Source organism: Thermocoleostomius sinensis A174 (assembly GCF_026802175.1).
Lineage (GTDB): Bacteria > Cyanobacteriota > Cyanobacteriia > Elainellales > Elainellaceae > Thermocoleostomius > Thermocoleostomius sinensis.
On record NZ_CP113797.1, the window covers coordinates 3,692,259 to 3,711,543 of the forward strand.

Below are 19,285 nucleotides of genomic sequence, written 5' to 3' on the forward strand. Positions count from 1 at the left end.
GGCAATCTCCCGATCGCCCCTGCTACATTCGCTTTGCGTCTACATGCGCACAGCCGTTACTTCAATTTCTACTAGCCAGCCCGGATTGACTAGTCTGGCTACTTGCATTGTCGCTCGGGCGGGTAAGTTGGGCTGAGCGTCCGTGCCGAAATATTGCGTGTAGCCTTCCATAAAACCGGCAAAATCCATCTGTCCATCGAGGGAGGGGTCGCCTACCAAAAATACCTGCATTTTGACAACATCGCTCATGGTCAGATCCAGACTGGTCAAGATTTCGTCGATTTTTTCTAGGACTGTCATTGTTTGAGTTTTGGTATCGCCAAAAGCGGCGATCGAATTGGGGTCAGCATTTTCATCAACTACCGACGGCACTTGTCCACTGAGATACACGGTTGTCATGGTGGCTGGAACCTCGGTGGCAAGGGCAATTGGGAAGGTGGAATTGGGAATCGCATGACGAATCACGGTTTGAGCTTGCGCTAGCGACGACGGCGCGAACACAGTCAACGTTAGGGCAAGACCGATCGCCAGTAGGACAAAGAACGCCAGATTTTTCCAGATTTTAATCATCGTTCATTACTTGATAAGTTACTTGATCCGTTCAACTTGCTTGTCTGGACTGTATCTGAGCGGCAAGTCCTCGCACGGCTTCATGGGCCGACAACACCGCTCCTTCTTGCCATCCTGTGAGGTAGCTGAGGTGTTCACCTGCCAAATATATGGGGCCATCCGGTTGATTGAGAATGGGATAGACATCCGCACGAGTCGCCTCGTCCCATTCCATCCAGCCGCCTTGACTATAGGGAATTTTGCCCCACGCTACACTGCATCCTTGGGCCGGAGCAACTTCATCACGGTAATTGGGGTGAATAGTAGAGCCGTCCTCGATCGCCTTCACCAACCGTTCTTCTGGCGGTAGGGTATCCACGCGAGCCGCGATTTCGTTGTCCCAAATGTAGGCTCCTACAATCACACCTTTGGCACCGTGAAACCCGTTGGCGGGATACCAAATTTGGGTAATGTCACGAGTGGTCCAGGAAATGCCGCCGTAAATTTGATGGTCTTCTTCCCAAAAGCGTCGATCGGCTTGAAAAGCGTGTTTGACGGCATTGATGTACCCTTTAGATGCCCTATCGATCGCAGCTTTATAGTCGGTCGAAAAGTCGGCATCAATGCCCGCCAACACCGAAAGGGGAAGAGTGCAAATGACGAAATCGGCTTCCACCGCAGACTCTGCCCCGTTGCTGCGATCGGTGTAGACAATGCGAACGCCGTTGCCAAGTTTGCGAATCTGCGTCACTTCCGTGTTGAATTGAATCAAGTGTCCGACCTGTCGCTCAAAGGCTTTAACGATCTGATCCATGCCGCCAATTGGTTGCAGCATAGTGGCAGCTTGGTTGAACCCTTCGGCAAAGTTGAGCTTGAAGCGCCAAAAGTCAGAGTTGAGCAGTTCACTCAGATCAATCGGGTCATATTTGCTGCCAGACACCATCGCGGCTCCGGGTGGAGTTGTGTAACCTGCCCGTCCAGAGCCTTTATAAAGATAATCGGCATCGAGATCGCCAAAGCGGCTGACAAACTCCAGAATTCGCTCTTTGTCTTCTACAGTCAAATCATTCTCTAAAGCATGGTTGTGGATGGCTTTAGCTAGTAATTCCGCTATATAGCCCCGACTGTCGTTTAAGATACGCCGATTTAGCATGGGTTGTCCGCCAAAGGCTGCATCGTCTTGGAAATAGGCAGCGCGATTATCGTTGACAATCACCTCTAGCGGCACGCCCAACTCCTTGCAATAGCCGAGAATATTGGTGTGATGATGGGGCAAGCGTGCGGGGCCCGTATTGAAGTAGAGGTGGGGGTCTGCCTCAAACGGACAAGTTTGCTGAGTATCAGTTTCGCGGATGACATCGCCACCGCGTATCGTCCAATTGCGGCCACCCGCCCGATCGCGAGCCTCCAAAACCGTGCAGTCATAACCAGCCTTAGACAATTCATACGCGGCAGTCAATCCGGCAATACCAGCCCCCAAAATGACAACGCGAGTTCCGTCCCCCGACTGCGAGATCAAGTTAGGGCGCGTATTAGCCGTGGCTTGAGTATGCAGCAACCCCATCGCATTCATCGTCGTCAAAACCGCTGCCGCTCCGCCTGCCCTGCCGACAAATTTTAATAGTGTGCGTCGATTCATTAGCACTCCTGGACACAAAAAACTTTGCCCAACAGTCACACCAAGCCAACAGAAGGCAACCAACCTGTTGTGCAAAGTTAAGCGCGACCGCGAGCCACTTGATTAGATATGAGACCAAGTTGCACTTCAAACGGGAATTTTTGGGGATTAAAGTTAAACATTGGGTGCGATCAGACCGATCGCCATTCATTCCCGATTCCCGACTCCCTCGCCCCACCTCATTACTTCTAAACGCAACTGGTGTAAGACATTAACTTTCTTACACAGCCGGCAATGTATCGCGGAATGCACTTCCGCAATCATTCATCGATCGCCTGGAATAATCAACTGACGTGGACGCCGCGAGTTATCAGGTGGTGCAACTTCTTCCGGAGTATCAGGAGGGCTTTGAGTGTCCGGCGGCGACTTAGGCGATTTATTCGACTCGACTCCTGGGCGGCAATCAAGATAAGTAGCATCTGCAACAAACACACCGCCTCGCTCGCGACAGAGTTGTTCAAATTGCTGACAGTCTTGCCCACCCGTGGCTAAACACTGCTCATAGGCTTGAAGAAACACAGCATCTGGATCTTGTTGCTCTGCTTCTTGTGCTGCTTCTTGACGTTGACGTTCGGCTTCCATCGCGGCAATTTCTGCATCGGCCTCAGCCGTAATGTCTTCTCCTTGCTCTATCCAGTAGGGTGTAGTCAGAGTGGCAGCCTTCTCTTTGGCAGCATACCAATCTCTAGCTTCTAGGGCGTCTGTAGCCGCTTGTAACGTTGACTCATTGGTTTTCCATTCTGCTTGCCAGCGCTGGATCGTGTCTTCGGCTTGTGCTCCTGCGGCAGTGGTAGTGGGGATAGCACGAACGAGATTGATCGCCTCAGTAAGTTTGCCGTCGTTTTGATATAACCGAGTGGCTTGCTGTAACAACTGATCAGACCATTGCTGCATTAAATCTTGGGCGGTTTGTCCAGCGGTCGTGTCCGGGGGAATTTTTGCCACGGCTTGAAGGGCTTCTGGTAATTGACCATTGGCAGCAAGTTGATTCGCTTGGGTCAAAATCCCTTCAGCACACTGATTGAGCAGAACTTGCGCCTCCTCATAGGTAGGCTGAGCACGTTTCACAGCCGCCGCCCGATTCAAACATTCCTCATACTGCCGCTCATCTCGCAGTTGGGCCACGCTCGCTAAATCCGATCGGGCTTGTTGCTGCACATACCAAATCGCTGCCGCCGAGCCGACCAAAACGCTAGCGGTAATCACACTTGCTGCTATGACAAAGCGGGGAATGGGCGATCGATTTAGAGTGGCTGGTTGAGATGGCGTGACGACTGGTGGAGCTTGGACAGCAACAGTCGCAAAGTTCGAGCGGGGGGCAACCTCCGGACGGGTAGGAGCCGATGCCGACGCCGTAAAGGGCGGAACTTGGGGGGTTACAGAAGCATTGGGCTGAATGAAAATGCGAGGAGCGCTAGCAGAAAAGCCAATTGTTGGCAACATTTCTAACCACGCGGTCACCGATTGGGGGCGATCGTGGGCTTCAACAGCCATCCCCTGCAAAATTGCCTGATTGGTGCGATCGCTGATGCTGGCATTCAACTGTTGGGGTGGATCAAGCGGATCGCTGTGATAGCGCAGCAGGTTATAGGCCCGAATTTGAGCATCTTTGGGAATCTCACCCGTAAGCATAAAGTAAAGCGTAGCGGCTAGCCCGTAAACATCCGAGTAGGCTCCGCGTCGAGCCTGGGCTTCATATTGTTCGATCGGAGCATAGCCATTGGACAAAATAGCTGTGTGCACTTGGGTTGAATTCGGCGTAAATTCGCGAGCAATACCTAAATCTAGGAGCACCGCTTCGGCGCGTCCGGCACGCAGCATAATATTCTCTGGTTTTACGTCCCGGTGCAGCAAGCCCTGCTGGTGCACCAACGACAAGGCGTCTCCAATTTGCCGGACATAATGCAGTGCTTCCGCTTCTGACAAAATGCCCCGCTGTTTAACGCGGCTGGACAAATCTTCGCCTGCAATATAGTCCATCACCATGCACCATAGCCCCGATTCCTCGAACACTCGGTGAACCTGAACAATGTGCGGATGAGCACATTTGGCCAACCGTACCGCCTCATTGACAAAATCCTGTTGAAATTGCTTGAAGCGCGGATCTTGTAGAGCAGTGTCGTTGAGAGTTTTGATCACAACCAGGTTGCCCAGATTATCTCTAGCCAGATAGGTGATACCGAAGCCGCCCACCCCTAAAACGGACTCGATGCGATACTTACCCTCTTGTAGTTTCTGTCCAGATGCCCAAGCCATGATTGGAGCCTTTCGCGTTAGATAAACTCAGACTTGAAGACTTTCAATAAGACTTTAATCTTAGCCTCCTTCTCACTTATCGATTCATTCACCCAGCTTTCATCGCCTCCTACTTCAACGCTCAGCCCCTCCTAAACTGGCATCGAAGGCCGTTAAAACAGCATTTAAATTCTCCGGCTGGTTGAGGTTAATCATCGGCGGCAGCACAGGAGCAGACATTTGCAGAAACACCTCTTGAATGCCAAATTCTTGCTCTAAAGAAGTTCGCAATTGCACCAGTAACCGATCGCGGGCCTCTACTGGCGCTAGGGTGACGGTAAGTTGGGCAGAGAGGGCAATTTGACCGAGGGCGATCGACCAAACCCGCAACTGTTCCACCCGCACCACGCCCGCCATCTCTAGTAAGTGTTGGTGAATTTGATTCACATCCAAATGGTCTGGTGCTTTCTCTAGCAAAATATTGCAGCTTTGGCGAATCAGCGGCACGGCTCCAGCGGCAATCAGTACCGCAACGGCAACACTGATGGTACTATCCATCCAGTGCCAGCCAAACGCCCATACCAACACCGCTACGACAATGACCGCGACGGAACTGACTGCATCGGCCACCATGTGTAAAAATGCCCCTCGCACGTTGAGATCGGAGTGGCTTTCCTGATGCAGCAGGAATGCATTAATGGTGTTCATTACTAGCCCGATCGCCGCTGTCATCAACATCGGCCCACTCAAAATTTCCTCGGCTGGGTGATGCAGTCTTGTCACGGCTTCCCAGGCAATCCAGATCGCCACCAGCATCAATCCTATGCCATTGAATAAGGCTGCCAAGATTTCTACTCGACGATAGCCAAACGTGGCTTGATTAGAAGCTGGTAGCTGCGCCATCCAAACGGCTCCCAACGCCAGCCCCAGGAACAACCCATCGGACAGCATATGCCCCGACTCGGCCACCAAGGCCAAACTGTGGCTAAATAGCCCCACGCCTAACTCGACGATCGCAAACCCGACAATTAGCAAGAGGGCAATCCACAGCGATCGGGCTTTTTGAGGAGTGGCACTGTCTGGTGGGTGGGTGCAACCGGGATAGCAATAATGAGGCATATTTAACAAATTCAAGCGTCACAAATTTCGTCCGTCAACCTGAGTATTCAAGCTGAGTATTCAAGTCAATTCTGGGTAGGGTGGGCCATGCTCAACTTACTACGAAAGAGATTCCGCATCGAAACTGAATCACTAAGTTTTAAGAAACTCCGCTGAACCCATGAGTTCCCGACTAGCGTCTGCCTGCTTGATCGTAGTACGTTCTGATGAAGCGATCGTGCTGATGAAACAATGCTGCTTTCAAGGCAAAAAATGCAAAATAATGAAGGGGGTAGCGTAACACTAGCCCCCAGCGCGCTACTGCATTGAAAAGATTTTACCCATTTGATTTCAGGCGCTACCTGTAAACGTGACATCTGGAAACTTTGCTTGCGCTTCCGCCATCGGTTGCCGCTTACCTTCCTCTTGCCAGTAATTGATCACTTCTGTCGCTTTGTTTAGTAACTCAACGCGATCGATCTCAGAAATCCAATGTTTAGATTCTAATTCCGCCTTTAGCTGTTCCCAGGCATCATTGCGGGGCCAGAAAAAATAGGATGTTAAAGGGCTTGTTCCTTTGCCCACGACCTGATCAACCGCTAGGGCAACATTTTCTTCTAGCCAAAGCACCTTTAAAATAAATTTCGCCAAACCAACCTCCTGGACAGGCACAGCCGTTCCCGTTAACTTTACAATCCTCTATAATAGCCTATCCTTTCAAGGGCTAACTAGCGTGAAATTAGGAGTCTCTCTTACATCTACTGCCTATGACCTCGACCTCACTAACTCCGACGGCAATTCCGAGCACCGCAACAGCCATTGTCGTTTTTGATATTGATGGCGTCATTCGAGATGTAGGCAATTCCTATCGTCGGGCCTTGGCCGATACCGTGGAACAATTTACCCAAGGAGCGTATCGCCCTTCACAGGCTGACATTGATGCACTTAAAGCAGAAGGACTCTGGAACAATGACTGGGAAGCTTCCCGCGAATTGATTTACCGTTACTTTGAGCAACAGGGATCTGATCGATCGCAGCTTGACCTTGATTACGACGCGATTGTGGCTTTTTTTCAGCAGCGCTATCGAGGACCAAATCCAGACGATCCCGACAGTTGGACGGGGTATATTTGCCAAGAACCGTTGCTGTTGCAGCCTAGCTATCTAGAACAGTTGACAGCCGCCAACATTGCCTGGGGATTCTTTAGCGGAGCCACTCGTGGTTCAGCGACCTATGTCCTAGAAAGACGGCTCAGGTTAACGGCTCCTGTACTGGTAGCAATGGAGGATGCGCCGGGCAAGCCCGACCCGACCGGACTCTTTGCAACCGTGGCTGCGTTGCGATCGCGCAATCAAATTGACGCGCATGTTCCAGTCCTTTACGCTGGCGATACCGTAGCCGACCTACAAACCGTCGAGCAGGCCCGATCGCTGCAACCCCAGCAACGATGGATCGGTGTGGGAATTTTGCCACCCCATGCACAACAGTCACCCTCTTATGCGGCCGAGTACTCACAACGGTTACAAGCGGCAGGAGCAACGATCGTCCTTCCTAGCATCGAGCAACTAGATTCGGCACAAATCTCTTCGCTGATTCAGACATAGAAGTTGCCTCTCAGCGGCGGCAAACGATAAAGGCACACAACCAAGATGGACGGGTTGCTTTCATCAGTTCGGTTCGTAAACAGACGCTATCGACTGAGTTTTCCTTTCAATAGCAATTCAATCTTCAATAAAAATTCATGTAGCCACTCCAAGCCCATCGCGCTGATCCAGGAAGGGATGGTGGCAGTGAACTGCTCAGTTGGAGTCACGGTCAGATTGGCCTGATAGCCGCGCTGAAGCGGTTTCAGGGAAATCAATTCTTTATTCATAACTCAGTAATTCTACGGCGTCGTCTCTACTGGCATTATAGAAATGCCCTCTAAGGCTTTCTGTAAAATTACGGTAAAGATCACTAGATTCTCAATGCGAATTCGATGTTGCTGAGCGGGATCTTTGAGATACGGCCAGTGGGATCGTGTTGTGCTTCTAGCTACGGGTAGAGATCTGGTTTATGCACGAGGTGTTTCACGTATACCCGATCACAACGAGGGGTTTCAACTCCGGTGGCGGGTTGATAGCCACTGCGTTCATACAAGTAAATGGCCTCCTTAAGCGCCGTTGCCGTTTCGATCCAAATTTGCTTAAATCCTCGCGCGGCGATCGCGGTTTCAAGGGTTTGCAATAAAAAACGACCTAATCCTTGCCCTCTAGCGGTTGGCAACAAATACATCTTGCGGATTTCTACGGCGTTTGCTCCTCGCGATACGGGATAGTAGCCTGCTGTTCCGACAATTTGACCACCTTCCTCAACCACCCAGAATTCGCCACCTGTTGCCCAATACGCTGCCTCAACTTGCCACACATCACGATCGGTCCCCTCTGGTTCACAGCTCAACTGGTATTCCTGCAATACTGATGTAATTAACAGAGCCGCCGCTTGGCGATCGATCGGCTGCCAATCGCGAATTAAAAACTGACGATAGCGCGTTTGCATCGTGGAGTCACTCCAATTTATAAATGTGATACTCCATCAAGTTGAGGATAGTTCCACTCATACTGAGTTTCTCAAATGCTTGTACAGGAGTTCCTTTGAGGCTTTCTGGAATTTTGCGGCTAGACTGATTGCGCTGATCGACGGTATACACCAAATACTCGTAGTCTAGTTGAGCATCGAGCCATTGTTTAAGACAATGAATGGCTTCTCGACCATAACCATGTCCATGCGCGGCTATTTTCGTCCAAACTTCCAGTTCAGGTGTGGAAGTATGAAGCCGATGAACGCCACAGAGTCCCAAAAACTCTTGATAATCTTTGGTGAGAATGACCAGCGTTAGGTCTGTACCTCGATCGCGCTGATGCATGGCCTCTTTGATATAGCGTGCCGTTTCCCGAAGAGTTTCAGCCGGTTTTGGATACATATACCGGGTAATTTCGGCGGTAAATTCCGCAAAGATCTCCTGCTGATAGTCCAGCGAAATCGGCTTTAGTAATAACCGATCGCTCTCTAACTGAACCGTTTTCAAATTCTCCATTCTCGTAGCGCTTTAGTAAAAAATCCATTAGCTAGCTATGAATGCGGGGTTCTGGGTGCAGCGTTGAGAGTAAGGCGCTTTCTACAGTTGCCAGTTCTTGAAGACGTTGTGTAACTGTTTCGCGATCGAAATACGTTGTTGCCAATGTCCAATAAATGCCATAGTGCCGCGCTTCGGAAGCCATCAGCCCTCGGTAAAACTGGGCTAGCGCTGGCTCAGGGCAATGTGCCGCCAATAGCCCCAATCGTTCATGGCTGCGAGCCTCAATTAAACCAGACACCAGCAGCGAGTCTAACTGACGATGGGGTTCTTGGGGGCGAATGGCTGCTCTCAGTCCGGCTCCGTAAGGTGGAGGAGTCAAAGGAGCCAGCGCAATTCCACGCCGATCAAGCCACTGGTTCACCTGTTCAAAGTGCTCTAATTCTTCTTGGGCGATCGAGGTTAGCGTTCTCACCAATTTAGCGCTAGAAGGATAGCGAAATATGAGATTCAGGGCCACTCCTGCTGCTTTGCGTTCACAGTGGGAATGGTCGAGCAAAATTGTGTCAAGATTGGCGATCGCCTGATTAATCCAAGCCTCAGAAGTTGGCTGTTGAAGAAATTTAATCGTCTGCATAGCAATTTTTAAACAAGCACTAAGCTCACAGTTGTTCTGAACTGATCGAGCTTCTTGTACTGTACAACCCACGACCCGTTACGAGGTAAACCACCTCGGTTTCCAGCGAGATGATGGTCTGCCGATTGCATGAAGATCGATCGCATGAAGTCCATTGGCTCCTCATTCACTCATTCACTCGTTCACTCATCGACTTCCTATATCCTGACATCACATCCTTCGTTCTTCTCTCTAGACGCCGATCGCCCTGCCCTTTACGATGAAATACACCATCTACCCAGCCTTTATTTCACCATGACCTTCAACCTTGAGCAGGCCGATGCCGTTGGCACAGCAACCGCCGTTCTGAATGGAGAAATGACTGCAACGGCCGTCACCCAGTCCACACTAGATCGCATTGCTGCCCAGGATGGCAAACTAAACTGCTTCACCACGCTGTTGCATGAACAAGCCCTTGCACAAGCGGCTCATGTGGATGAAGCCCTTGCCGATGGTAGACAGACCGGAGCATTGACGGGTGTTCCTTTTGCCGTTAAAAATCTGTTTGATATTTCTGGACTGCCAACCCTGGCTGGATCAATGATTAATCGTGATCGTTCTCCAGCCGATCGCGATGCTACCGCTATCACCAAGCTGAAACAAGCAGGAGCCATTTTGGTGGGGGCGCTCAACATGGATGAATATGCCTATGGATTTGTGACAGAAAATCATCACTATGGAGCGACCCATAACCCGCATGATCTCGATCGGGTGGCGGGTGGTTCGTCGGGCGGATCGGCCGCAGCCGTAGCCGGAAGATTGGTTCCCCTCACGCTTGGCTCTGACACCAACGGCTCGATTCGCGTTCCAGCGGCTTTCTGTGGCGTTTTAGGACTGAAACCGACCTACGGGCGGCTGTCGCGGGCAGGTGCGTTTTTATTTTGCGCCAGTTTAGACCATATCGGCCCCTTTGCTCGATCGGTGCGTGACATTGCCCTTACCTTTGATTTGCTGCAAGGCGCAGATGTGCGCGATCCGATTTGCACCACATTGCCCCCAGAACCTTGTTTTCCGCAGTTAGGTCAAGGCATTGATGGCTTACGGATTGCTGTTGCCGATGAGTATTTTGCGACTGGCGGTGAACCGGAGGTATTTGAAGCTGTGTCTCAAGTGGCTGACGCCTTAGGCGCAACCGATCGTGTCATTATTCCCGAAGCCCATCGTGCCCGCGCCGCCGCTTATGTAATTACCGCTAGCGAAGGCAGCAATTTGCACTTCCATCGCCTCAAAACTCGCCCGCAAGATTTTGATCCAGCCACCCGCGATCGATTTTTAGCAGGAGCCATGATTCCTACGACGTGGTACACCCAAGCTCAGCGATTTCGTCGCTGGTATCGCGATCGGGTACGCGAAATTTTTCAACAAGTAGACTTAATTTTAGCGCCCGCTACCCCCTGTTTAGCTCCGCGCATTGGGCAACAAACAATGGTACTGGATGGAGAAGAGATTTTAGTACGTCCCAATTTAGGATTGTATACACAGCCGCTTTCGTTCATTGGGTTGCCGATTCTGTCAGTGCCCATTCAACGCCCCAATCAATTGCCGTTGGGTGTACAAATTATTGCCGCTCCATACAAAGAAGCTTGGATTTTACGAGCGGCAGCTATGTTAGAGGCGAAAGGAATTTTGACTACACCAATTGTCTGAGCGATTGTTCAATCATCACGTTCAATCATCTTCAATCATCGCGTTAGAAATACAGAGGGGCAGTTCATGACCACCCCTGCTCAACCCGTCAAAGGACAGTGGGAGAAGGGAGACATGAAGGGAAGGGACATCTGCTCTGATTCCAAGTCCCAACCTCCAATCCCTCATCCCCAACTCCCTACTTCTGCCAAATTCGCCAGCTTGCCCCGATCGCGGCACTGACACCTGCCATTAACCCCATGCTAATGCCTTCTACTTTCTTTTCCATTGGATTTTGCGTCAGACATTCAGTGCTGGGGGTGGCGTCTGTCAGACACTCATTGATCGCGGCTTGGCTGGTGGTTGCGCCAAGAACACTTCCAGATACGCCGCAGAGGATAACCAGTAACCAAAAACGTGAATTTTTACCCATGACAAGTGTGAGGTTAGTAATTCGGAGGAATAATCTAATCTGGCTTATCTTAATCTGCTCCTACAGTCGTAAGATCACAGAATAAAAAAAACAAAGCCATTGATTAACAAATCCCATTTACGTATAACCTCTGCCTATGGAAAGATCCCGAGATTTTTAGCAGCAATACTTAATCTTTAGAAAAATGGGAAGATAAGTTTAAGTTAACGATAGTTTACTGGAATGTGATGAGTATGGCTGAGATTCAATTTTCGAGAGGAATTACTGAACCGGTTGTTCCAGATGTCCGCCTGACTCGCGCCAAGGATGGCAGTAACGGACAGGCTATTTTTTACTTTCAGAATCCTCAAGCGCTAGACAACGATCGCACGGATGAAATTACCGGTATGTACTTGATTGACGAGGAAGGTGAACTGGTATCCCGGGAAGTAAAAGCCAAGTTTGTCAACGGTCAACCAGAAGCGATCGAAGCCACCTATACGATGAAAAGCGTTGAGGATTGGGATCGGTTCATGCGCTTTATGCAACGGTATGCCGAAGAAAACGGGCTAGGCTTTAGCAAGACTTAACCGTTTAGGGTTGGGTTAACCTTTGATGCCCCCATCCTCTATTCGGGTCTCCAGTTCTGAGAAAACCAAGCCTTATAGTCCCCCATTTTGGGGGATTCAGGGGACGGAAGCCGTTGAGGCTCAGCGCGATCGACGGCTGTGGTGAGCGTGGCAGCGCCGGAGGATTTAGGGGCAACATTGGCAATCTGCCGGGTTCATCCCCTGATTTAGCAAACGGGCGTCCTGGCTTTGATGACACTGAAGTTTCAAACTGAAGTTTCAAGACGATTCTGATTATGCTCCAGGTTCCCCATCCCGATATTGACCCTGTTTCCGTTGGCTGTGCAGTTCTAACAGCCAGCGATACTCGTTCTCCCGAAACCGATCGTAGTGGACGGTTGATTCGGCAACTGCTGCGGGAAAACGGACATCGGATCGAACAGTATGCGCTGCTGAAAGATGAACCCGCCCAAATTCGAGCGATGGTAGCGGAATGGGTGGCACAACCAGAGATCCAGACAATTGTACTGAACGGCGGTACAGGTATCGCCCCACGGGACACCACCTACGATGCGATCGAACGGCTGCTTGAAAAAACGCTGCCAGGGTTTGGGGAATTGTTTCGCTGGTTGAGCTATCAGGAAATTGGCTCACGGGCGATGGTGTCGCGGGCGGTGGCAGGGGTACACCAAGGTACGTTGATTTTCTCGTTACCTGGGTCAAGTAATGCGGTGCGGCTGGCAATGGAGAAGCTAATTTTGCCAGAACTGACGCATCTGGTCAAACAACTGAATGAAGGGTAAGGTCGAGACTGCTCTACAGTGCTGATCTAGATGTCTCTGTAATGGTTACTTCGTCTCGATCGCAACTGACAGAAACGACAGGGGATGCCTCATATCCGTCGCAAATCCTAGAATGGCACGATCGCGATGTTCATACAACAGTTCTCCTTGAGCATTAAACAGAAACGTGGCTCCGCGTTGCGTTAGATAGGCAGCATTGGGAACATAGGTTTTCCAATGGCTTAGTACTTCGGTCATGTTCCGCAGTCTGAGCGTTGCTAGTTCAAACGGACGCTGAAACCCTTTGCCGCCCGCCCATCGGAAGAATGACCCTTTGAGCGGGGGGAGGGGAAAAGCATTGATCGTTTCCTCATCCGCGATTAACTGGGGGGCTTGCCGATCGCCCCGATAGCCGCGCCACACTTCCGCTAATGTGCCAGGGCTACCAACGCCAGCACACATTAGCAACAGGTTAAATAGGGCATTCTGAGACGGGGATAAACCAGGTAGTTTAACCGATAGCCCTGAGTACAGGTTGAGCATTTGGTGCAGTTCCGCTGTTGGATCGACAAAGAGACAATCTGCCGGAAACCCAGTATAGGCGCAAAATTGCTGACCCGACGCCCGATCGCCAATGCCAACAGCACGAACCGCAATTCCCTTAGCGTCAAGTTGTTCAGACTCTCGCTGCAACCACCAGGCATATTCCAGATTGTCAAAGTCCCCTAACTGCGACCACAGCAGCACCAGTTGCCAAGCGGCAGACTCACAGTTGCTTAAGATGGGCACGATGGCTCCATCACTAACTCGCTGGCGATCGGTTTGGCTTAAGAGAGCGTAGAGATTCATCAGTGTCAGCGTCGTGTAAAAGCGTGCGTGAGACCAAAGGATTGCAGTCGTGGAAGTGATGACCGATGCGGCATCTTCATACGGTGCTGGAACATAGGCCATCTTACCAGTACGATGTCAATGGCAGGCCTACCCCCCTATTCCCAACCCCGAATGCCGCATCCTCGTCACTATCGCGTTGTTGCCTTGCCCGGTGAAGGCATTGGCCCAGAAGTCGTAGAATCAGCACTCACCGTTTTGCAACACCTCGCTCAGCAACATGGATTTTCGGTGCAGATTGATCGGGGTTTGATTGGACAACCTGCGTTGGTCAAACAAGGCAGTTACTTTTCAGAAGTAACAGCGCAGTTATGTCAGGGAGCCGACGGAATTTTGTTTGGGGCTGTGACTCAAGGGGGGCTATTGGAACTGCGCAAGCGGTTCGACTTTTTTGCTAACCTACGGCCTATTCGGCCGTCGCCGAGCTTATTGCAAGCATCGCCACTTAAACCAGAACGATTGCAAGATGTTGATATTTTGATTGTGCGAGAACTGACCAGCGGACTTTACTTTGGCCCCTGCGGGCGATCGATCGAGGTCGATGGTTCCTATGGCTATCACACGATGCGCTATACCGATAACGAGATTCGTCGCATTGCCAAGGTAGCCTTGCAAAAAGCCGCCGATCGCCGTCATCACCTCACCATTGCCCACAAAGAAAATGCGTTGCCCTGTTTGCCGTGGACGCGCCTTGTTCAGGAAGTTGCCCCCTCCTTTGCTCACGTCACCGTAGAGTCAATGCTGGTCGATAATTTGGCGATGCAACTGGTCATGAACCCTCAACGGTTTGATGTGATTTTGGCCGGGAATTTGTTTGGTGACATTCTCAGCGATATTGGCGGAGCCTTAGTGGGGTCGATCGGCTTACTAGGGTCTGCTAGCTTGAATGCCGATGGATTTGGACTCTATGAAGCGGTTCATGGCACGGCGTCTGATTTGGCTGGACGGGGAGTTGCGAACCCGTTGGGAACCATCGCGGCGGTAGAGTTGATGCTGCAACAGTGGGGAGAAACAAGCGCAGCCGATCGATTGCGGCAAGTTCAAGAACAGCTATTGGCCGCTGGCTATCGCACGCTCGATTTATCGCCTCAACCAGGTGATCAGATAGTGGCAACTCAAGAGCTAGTCGAGCTTTTTCTGCAAGCACTTTAGGTTCAGTTGGGTTGCCATTGATTCTTTTGATCTACTTGAGCTATCTAAGTTGTTAATTTAGGTGACAATTTTTTTCTCTAATGAGAGTCTTGCTAGAGTTTAGGGGCAATTTGCTGATAGAACTAAAGCTGTAATACTATATGCAGCGCTAGCAAGAGTTTTACGCGGGCTTAAGTGCTATTGACAGCGTATGACTCTGCTCATCTTGTCCGTTGTTCCTAGGGCCGATCATGTCTCAGACCATTAGATCTCAGAACGTTAAGCCTCAAACATTAGGTCAGGCTAGCCCCGATCGCTCGTCTCGTGCCCCTTCAACGCCAATTTCGGCAACGGGTTCGACCGAACAAGCAGCAAATTCTCAGTCTCAAGATGTTCCGAGCTTGGCGACAACGATGAATGTGGATGCGCTGCTAGACGAGGTGTTTGGTGACATTGAGCGCATGTTAGAGCCGGATAGTTCTCCGACTCGCCCTTTAGCAACAGATTCGGCTCCAGCAAACCCACATAGCACGGCGATCGCCCCATTTTCGGCGGCGACTCAGTCTCCTGAACCAGCTTCGGCGGATGCGACTGCTATACCCAGCACTATGACAAACGCGATGACCTCTACGTCTACGTCTGAAGCTATCTCGTCTAAAGCAACGTCATTACTATCCCCTCTAGCAGCAAACTTGACTTCCCCCTCCAGCAGTTTAGCTCTGTTGCCCAAATTATCGCCCCGCCAACTGAAACCCGATGATTCAATCGATCCGGAGGTTGAGTTGTTTCCAGATCTGCCTGAGGTTGTTGCTTCCCCTGCTCGCCCCCTTGACTTGCTGTTGATGTTCCTGGCGTTAATTTCCCTGATATCAGCTGCTGGGTTGTGGATTTTTGTGCGCACAAAATTACCACAATTGACGCAAGTCGCGAACACACCTTCGACAGCGGAAGTTCTCCAGGCTAAGCACGATGCTGAGTTTTTAGATTATGTGCGTCGATCGCTAGAAAGAATCGATCGCAGCAAACCAATGCAATCAACCGCTGACTCTCGTCCTGCCACTGCGCTTGACCCGTTGTTTGTGCCGCTGCCACCTCCACCCCCGATCGCGGTTGCCCCTCCCATTGCCGCTGTCCCCACTCCCAGCATTTCCGTTTCTCCTCTACCGATGGCTCCTGTTCCTTCTGTGGCTCCGGCGATCGCTCCGTCTAGTTCAGCCTTGTCTGCCTCTCCACCCACAGACTCGATCGCCGCTGCCCCTGTTCCTGCGACGCCATCCATCCCCAACATTGCCCCCTCTCCAACCCATACATTAATTGGGCTACTGGAATTGGGCGATCGATCGGCAGCGTTGTTTGAAATTGATGGTACTCCTCAGCGCATTCAGGTGGGCGAAAAGTTTGGGGCAAGTGGTTGGACGTTGATTTCTGTGTCCGGAGACGAAGCGATCGTGCGCCGCAATGGCGATGTGCGATCGGTGTTGATTGGGCAAAAGTTTTAAGAATTCGTGTAAGCTATTGCAAGATTTGGTTACAAGTGCCAATCCTTGCACAGGAGCCACGAAGCGCAGTGAAATTCTGTAAAGTCGCAGACATCACAGATTGGCAAGATCAAGAATTTCGATCGATCTCATCTCTGTTAGGTGTGGATGGTTTCCAAGATCGCAAGGTTTGGGAACATATTCAGGTCTATCGAGGGCTTCAGCAACTTGGTTTACTGAATGACAATACCTGCGCTCTGGGACTGGGAGTTGGCCAAGAGCGTTTAATTTATGCCTTTACCAATGTTTGTAGTGCGGTGGTGGCCACCGATCTCTACAATTCCTCGAACTGGTCTACGGCAGCGATGTCGGTAGAAGAGGTGTATGACCAAAGTCCATTCTCCTATCGCCGCGATCGTTTAACTGTACAACACATGGACATGACGCAGATCGAATTTCCCGATACCAGCTTTGATGTGGTTTGGAGTTGTTGCTCGATCGAACATGTCAATAGTTTTGCGGACTTACATCAAGTTTATCGAGAGATTCATCGTGTTTTGAAACCAGGTGGTGTTGCGGCTCTCACCACTGAATATAACCTCAGCAATCACCACAGCTATGATCCGAATATGCTGTTCACTGATCGCTATTGGATTGACCATTGGTTAACAGGCGAAAATCCGCTGATCCAAGGATTTGAATTAATCGATCAACCTGATTTAGTGCTGCAACCTGATCCGAATAATGAGCCTCAGCCCAGACGCTTGGCGATCAAAACTTCGATTCCGATTTACAGTCGCGATATTGTTCTTGATAGCGTTGCTTTTTTCTTGCGCAAAACGGGTGATTTTTCTCGTGATTATGACGATCGCTGGTTGCCTTTAGAGTGGAGACAGTATTTATCTGCTTGTGCTCAACTCCAGGCGAAAAATGTTGCTGTCTCCGAGTCCTTGCTGAAGCCACTAGTGGAAAGTGAAATAATAGAACCTCGGCTAAAAGTGGCAGCTCTACGGCGGTTAATGATAGCTTTGCGAGAGCAAAACAAAACGGATGAGATGATGCAGTATTGTCAATCGATCGTGTCACTGTGTGCATCGTCTCAAGATACAGATCATTTGTTGCCATTAGCCCATGTGTGCAAGAGATTGAAGCAGTGGGATATTGCCCAATTCTTATACGAAAAAACTGAAAATTCACCCGGCGCGCGTGATATTCAGGTGGTTCGCAGCCTTTTGGGACAAGCAGAATGTTTGGCTCAACAGAACCAGATTCAAGCAGCCCTAGAGCGTGCCAAGAAAGCGCAAGAGCAGTTACCGCCCTATCATCCAATTGATGAGCTAATTGCCAGCGTTCACCATCATCAAGGCATATATCATGAAAGGCTCGAGCAATTTCGAGAGGCGGTAGCTGCCTATCAGTTGGCATTAAACGCTGCACCCAATCCTAGAATGTGTCAAACTCTTACACAACGGTTAGATTACTGTCAAACAAGGTTAAAAGAACGATCGATTTCCTATCGTGCGAATGCTAAACTGCACAAATTTTTGAGCAAACTAGGAAACTCCATCAAACCCTAGCCTGAAATCTTCTTAGACGAGTGAATTCTGAATATCTTAATTCTAAATACTTTGATGTTATCTCTGGTTCCACCTTTTTCCCGTTATATACAGACTAATTCATGAATCAATTGAATGACCCTCAATGGATAAATGCCAAGGAATTTCTACAGCGATACCTAAAACCTGGCGAACGCATGGTTGCACCTCGCTACTTTAAGCAAGAAGCCTCTAAACTGTATCCTTATAAATTGACTCATGAATTAACGCCCGATTACTATGAGTGGTTGCTTCTTCACAAAGGCCAGTTGCAACAGATTGATCCCACTTTTTTGAAGCAGGCAGTGACTCAACTGAATCCTGTCTTTGCCAATGAAGTGTTTGTAATTTTAACGGCTCGATCGGATGTGCCAGCGTTGACTAATTCTGTGCATTTGCAACCGCTTTGGCAACAGGTGAACCCATCGCTAGAGGGAGGCTCGTCATTTGGATGGCGTCATACTCTGTCACAGCCCCTCGATCGCCTTAAACAACAATTGGCTGATCCTCGGATTGATGGGCTAACGCAACAATTGAATGCAGTCCTCGATCGCTTGATTCAGATAGAGCGAGCTATCAAGAAGCTGAACCAAGCTATCCAAGGGCAAACCGCTGCTCGTCCTCGTCCGAATGCCCCTCTCGCCACGTTGTCGTTGGAAGAGTTGCGATCGACCTGTCGTGCTTCATGCCAGACGGCTTACTTGGGGGATAACATCATTCTGTGCCGGGTCTTAGGAAACTATCTTGTCTACGGCGATACGAAAGATGTGGGCATTGTGCCACATCTAAGCTTGAACGGGTTTTGGGAACCTTGGGTGACATTGCTGATGATGCGCACGGTGAAACCCGGTTGGTATTGTTTAGATGTAGGAGCTAATCATGGTTATTACTCTGTGGTGATGGCCAGCCAAGTTGGCCCCGCCGGACGAGTGATTGCCCTAGAGCCAAATGTTCACTTGGTTAAGCTAATTTGTAAAACTCTGGAAGTGAATGGGTTCAACGATCGAGCCAAAGCATTGTGCAAAGCTGTTTCTGAAAAGGCAGGCGAGGTTGTGAAGCTAGTGGTTCCTCATGGGCAAACAGGCCATGCTTCGATTTATGGCAACGCTAGAGACTCGGATGAAGTCATGGACGTGGAAACGGTGACGATCGATCAACTCACCGCAGACTGGCCACAGGTCAACTTCATCAAAATTGACGTGGAAGGAGCCGAAGAAAACGTTTGGCGTGGAATGCAAGAAACGGTGCGGCGTAACCCTAACCTTGCCATTGTGCTGGAATTTGGCGCTAATCGGTATGCTAATCCCAGAGCGTTTTTAGAAGAAATTGTGGCGGCAGGCTTTATTTTGCGATACATCGACTATGATACCCATCCCAAGGAACTCTCGATCGAACGATGCCTCAGCGATCGATCAGATAGCTACTGGGATTTATTTCTTAGTCGCACCTGATGCCTTGCCCTAGATCGAATCATTCCCATACTGGTAAACCTCTAGGGGTACTCCTAATAGAT

19 protein-coding genes are annotated in these 19,285 nt (G+C 50.2%); 8 read left to right on the forward strand and 11 right to left on the reverse strand.

The window, feature by feature from the left end; genetic code table 11:
- Nucleotides 1-39 precede the first annotated feature (39 nt).
- From OXH18_RS15965 to OXH18_RS15985, 5 genes are all read right to left on the reverse strand, one after another.
- Nucleotides 40-570 (reverse strand): RidA family protein, encoded by a 531-nt coding sequence (locus tag OXH18_RS15965; RefSeq protein ID WP_268608091.1) that lies wholly within the window; start codon nt 568-570, stop codon nt 40-42.
- 31 nt (nt 571-601) lie between these two features.
- Nucleotides 602-2,188, reverse strand: a complete 1,587-nt coding sequence (locus OXH18_RS15970) for a flavin monoamine oxidase family protein (RefSeq protein WP_268608092.1) — start codon at nt 2,186-2,188, stop codon at nt 602-604.
- Between the two features lie 303 nt (nt 2,189-2,491).
- Complete coding sequence (locus OXH18_RS15975; RefSeq protein WP_268608093.1) at nt 2,492-4,483, reverse strand: serine/threonine protein kinase; 1,992 nt, start codon at nt 4,481-4,483, stop codon at nt 2,492-2,494.
- Nucleotides 4,484-4,597: 114 nt separating this feature from the next.
- Nucleotides 4,598-5,581 carry a cation diffusion facilitator family transporter gene (locus OXH18_RS15980; protein ID WP_268608094.1) on the reverse strand — a complete coding sequence of 328 codons (984 nt, stop codon included), beginning with the start codon at nt 5,579-5,581 and terminating at the stop codon, nt 4,598-4,600.
- A 330-nt stretch (nt 5,582-5,911) separates the two neighbouring features.
- Nucleotides 5,912-6,211 (reverse strand): 30S ribosomal protein PSRP-3, encoded by a 300-nt coding sequence (locus OXH18_RS15985; RefSeq protein ID WP_268608095.1) that lies wholly within the window; start codon nt 6,209-6,211, stop codon nt 5,912-5,914.
- A 116-nt stretch (nt 6,212-6,327) separates the two neighbouring features.
- On the opposite strand from OXH18_RS15985, the gene OXH18_RS15990 reads away from it, so the two are divergent.
- Entirely contained in the window at nt 6,328-7,164 is an 837-nt protein-coding gene (locus OXH18_RS15990; protein WP_268608096.1) for a TIGR01548 family HAD-type hydrolase, read from the forward strand.
- 86 nt (nt 7,165-7,250) lie between these two features.
- Here the strand turns inward: OXH18_RS15990 and OXH18_RS15995 are convergent, their stop codons facing one another.
- From OXH18_RS15995 to miaE, 4 genes are all read right to left on the reverse strand, one after another.
- The gene (locus tag OXH18_RS15995) at nt 7,251-7,433 is read right to left on the reverse strand and encodes a hypothetical protein (RefSeq protein WP_268608097.1); all 183 of its coding nucleotides are present in this window, start codon (nt 7,431-7,433) and stop codon (nt 7,251-7,253) included.
- Nucleotides 7,434-7,594: 161 nt separating this feature from the next.
- Complete coding sequence (locus OXH18_RS16000) at nt 7,595-8,098, reverse strand: GNAT family N-acetyltransferase (protein WP_268608099.1); 504 nt, start codon at nt 8,096-8,098, stop codon at nt 7,595-7,597.
- Nucleotides 8,099-8,105: 7 nt separating this feature from the next.
- Nucleotides 8,106-8,636 carry a GNAT family N-acetyltransferase gene (locus OXH18_RS16005; protein ID WP_268608100.1) on the reverse strand — a complete coding sequence of 177 codons (531 nt, stop codon included), beginning with the start codon at nt 8,634-8,636 and terminating at the stop codon, nt 8,106-8,108.
- Between the two features lie 31 nt (nt 8,637-8,667).
- Nucleotides 8,668-9,252 carry a tRNA-(ms[2]io[6]A)-hydroxylase gene (miaE, locus tag OXH18_RS16010; protein WP_268608101.1) on the reverse strand — a complete coding sequence of 195 codons (585 nt, stop codon included), beginning with the start codon at nt 9,250-9,252 and terminating at the stop codon, nt 8,668-8,670.
- Between the two features lie 294 nt (nt 9,253-9,546).
- Between miaE and OXH18_RS16015 the strand changes: the two genes are divergently transcribed.
- A complete protein-coding gene (locus OXH18_RS16015; RefSeq protein WP_268608102.1) occupies nt 9,547-10,938 on the forward strand; it encodes an AtzE family amidohydrolase in 1,392 nt (463 codons plus the stop codon).
- A 178-nt stretch (nt 10,939-11,116) separates the two neighbouring features.
- On the opposite strand, the gene OXH18_RS16020 is transcribed toward OXH18_RS16015, so the two are convergent.
- A complete protein-coding gene (locus OXH18_RS16020; RefSeq protein ID WP_268608103.1) occupies nt 11,117-11,350 on the reverse strand; it encodes a hypothetical protein in 234 nt (77 codons plus the stop codon).
- 233 nt (nt 11,351-11,583) lie between these two features.
- Here OXH18_RS16020 and psb28 point away from each other — a divergent pair, with 233 nt between their 5' ends.
- Nucleotides 11,584-11,919, forward strand: coding sequence for a photosystem II reaction center protein Psb28 (gene psb28 / locus OXH18_RS16025; protein WP_268608104.1), 336 nt, complete (start codon nt 11,584-11,586; stop codon nt 11,917-11,919).
- 275 nt (nt 11,920-12,194) lie between these two features.
- Entirely contained in the window at nt 12,195-12,701 is a 507-nt protein-coding gene (locus OXH18_RS16030; RefSeq protein ID WP_268608105.1) for a MogA/MoaB family molybdenum cofactor biosynthesis protein, read from the forward strand.
- 45 nt (nt 12,702-12,746) lie between these two features.
- On the opposite strand, the gene OXH18_RS16035 is transcribed toward OXH18_RS16030, so the two are convergent.
- Nucleotides 12,747-13,529: a peroxiredoxin-like family protein gene (locus OXH18_RS16035; protein WP_315874738.1), complete on the reverse strand. Its 783-nt coding sequence runs from the start codon at nt 13,527-13,529 to the stop codon at nt 12,747-12,749.
- 120 nt (nt 13,530-13,649) lie between these two features.
- Between OXH18_RS16035 and OXH18_RS16040 the strand changes: the two genes are divergently transcribed.
- The 4 genes from OXH18_RS16040 to OXH18_RS16055 all read left to right on the forward strand — a co-directional run bounded on the left by OXH18_RS16040 (nt 13,650) and on the right by OXH18_RS16055 (nt 19,223).
- Nucleotides 13,650-14,720, forward strand: a complete 1,071-nt coding sequence (locus OXH18_RS16040) for an isocitrate/isopropylmalate dehydrogenase family protein (protein ID WP_268608107.1) — start codon at nt 13,650-13,652, stop codon at nt 14,718-14,720.
- Nucleotides 14,721-14,950: 230 nt separating this feature from the next.
- Nucleotides 14,951-16,198 (forward strand): hypothetical protein, encoded by a 1,248-nt coding sequence (locus OXH18_RS16045; protein WP_268608108.1) that lies wholly within the window; start codon nt 14,951-14,953, stop codon nt 16,196-16,198.
- A gap of 68 nt (nt 16,199-16,266) precedes the next feature.
- Nucleotides 16,267-17,754, forward strand: coding sequence for a methyltransferase domain-containing protein (locus tag OXH18_RS16050; protein WP_268608109.1), 1,488 nt, complete (start codon nt 16,267-16,269; stop codon nt 17,752-17,754).
- 101 nt (nt 17,755-17,855) lie between these two features.
- Nucleotides 17,856-19,223, forward strand: a complete 1,368-nt coding sequence (locus OXH18_RS16055) for an FkbM family methyltransferase (protein ID WP_268608110.1) — start codon at nt 17,856-17,858, stop codon at nt 19,221-19,223.
- Nucleotides 19,224-19,285 lie beyond the last annotated feature (62 nt).

What these genes read in the sequence shown, in the direction of transcription:
- OXH18_RS15965 (WP_268608091.1), bottom strand. Translation starts at nt 570, where the DNA reads ATGATTAAAATCTGGAAAAATCTGGCGTTCTTTGTCCTACTGGCGATC.
- OXH18_RS15970 (WP_268608092.1), bottom strand. Translation starts at nt 2,188, where the DNA reads ATGAATCGACGCACACTATTAAAATTTGTCGGCAGGGCAGGCGGAGCG.
- OXH18_RS15975 (WP_268608093.1), bottom strand. Translation starts at nt 4,483, where the DNA reads ATGGCTTGGGCATCTGGACAGAAACTACAAGAGGGTAAGTATCGCATC.
- OXH18_RS15980 (WP_268608094.1), bottom strand. Translation starts at nt 5,581, where the DNA reads ATGCCTCATTATTGCTATCCCGGTTGCACCCACCCACCAGACAGTGCC.
- OXH18_RS15990 (WP_268608096.1), top strand. Translation starts at nt 6,328, where the DNA reads ATGACCTCGACCTCACTAACTCCGACGGCAATTCCGAGCACCGCAACA.
- OXH18_RS15995 (WP_268608097.1), bottom strand. Translation starts at nt 7,433, where the DNA reads ATGAATAAAGAATTGATTTCCCTGAAACCGCTTCAGCGCGGCTATCAG.
- OXH18_RS16000 (WP_268608099.1), bottom strand. Translation starts at nt 8,098, where the DNA reads ATGCAAACGCGCTATCGTCAGTTTTTAATTCGCGATTGGCAGCCGATC.
- OXH18_RS16005 (WP_268608100.1), bottom strand. Translation starts at nt 8,636, where the DNA reads ATGGAGAATTTGAAAACGGTTCAGTTAGAGAGCGATCGGTTATTACTA.
- miaE (WP_268608101.1), bottom strand. Translation starts at nt 9,252, where the DNA reads ATGCAGACGATTAAATTTCTTCAACAGCCAACTTCTGAGGCTTGGATT.
- OXH18_RS16015 (WP_268608102.1), top strand. Translation starts at nt 9,547, where the DNA reads ATGACCTTCAACCTTGAGCAGGCCGATGCCGTTGGCACAGCAACCGCC.
- OXH18_RS16020 (WP_268608103.1), bottom strand. Translation starts at nt 11,350, where the DNA reads ATGGGTAAAAATTCACGTTTTTGGTTACTGGTTATCCTCTGCGGCGTA.
- psb28 (WP_268608104.1), top strand. Translation starts at nt 11,584, where the DNA reads ATGGCTGAGATTCAATTTTCGAGAGGAATTACTGAACCGGTTGTTCCA.
- OXH18_RS16030 (WP_268608105.1), top strand. Translation starts at nt 12,195, where the DNA reads ATGCTCCAGGTTCCCCATCCCGATATTGACCCTGTTTCCGTTGGCTGT.
- OXH18_RS16035 (WP_315874738.1), bottom strand. Translation starts at nt 13,529, where the DNA reads ATGAATCTCTACGCTCTCTTAAGCCAAACCGATCGCCAGCGAGTTAGT.
- OXH18_RS16040 (WP_268608107.1), top strand. Translation starts at nt 13,650, where the DNA reads ATGGCAGGCCTACCCCCCTATTCCCAACCCCGAATGCCGCATCCTCGT.
- OXH18_RS16045 (WP_268608108.1), top strand. Translation starts at nt 14,951, where the DNA reads ATGTCTCAGACCATTAGATCTCAGAACGTTAAGCCTCAAACATTAGGT.
- OXH18_RS16055 (WP_268608110.1), top strand. Translation starts at nt 17,856, where the DNA reads ATGAATCAATTGAATGACCCTCAATGGATAAATGCCAAGGAATTTCTA.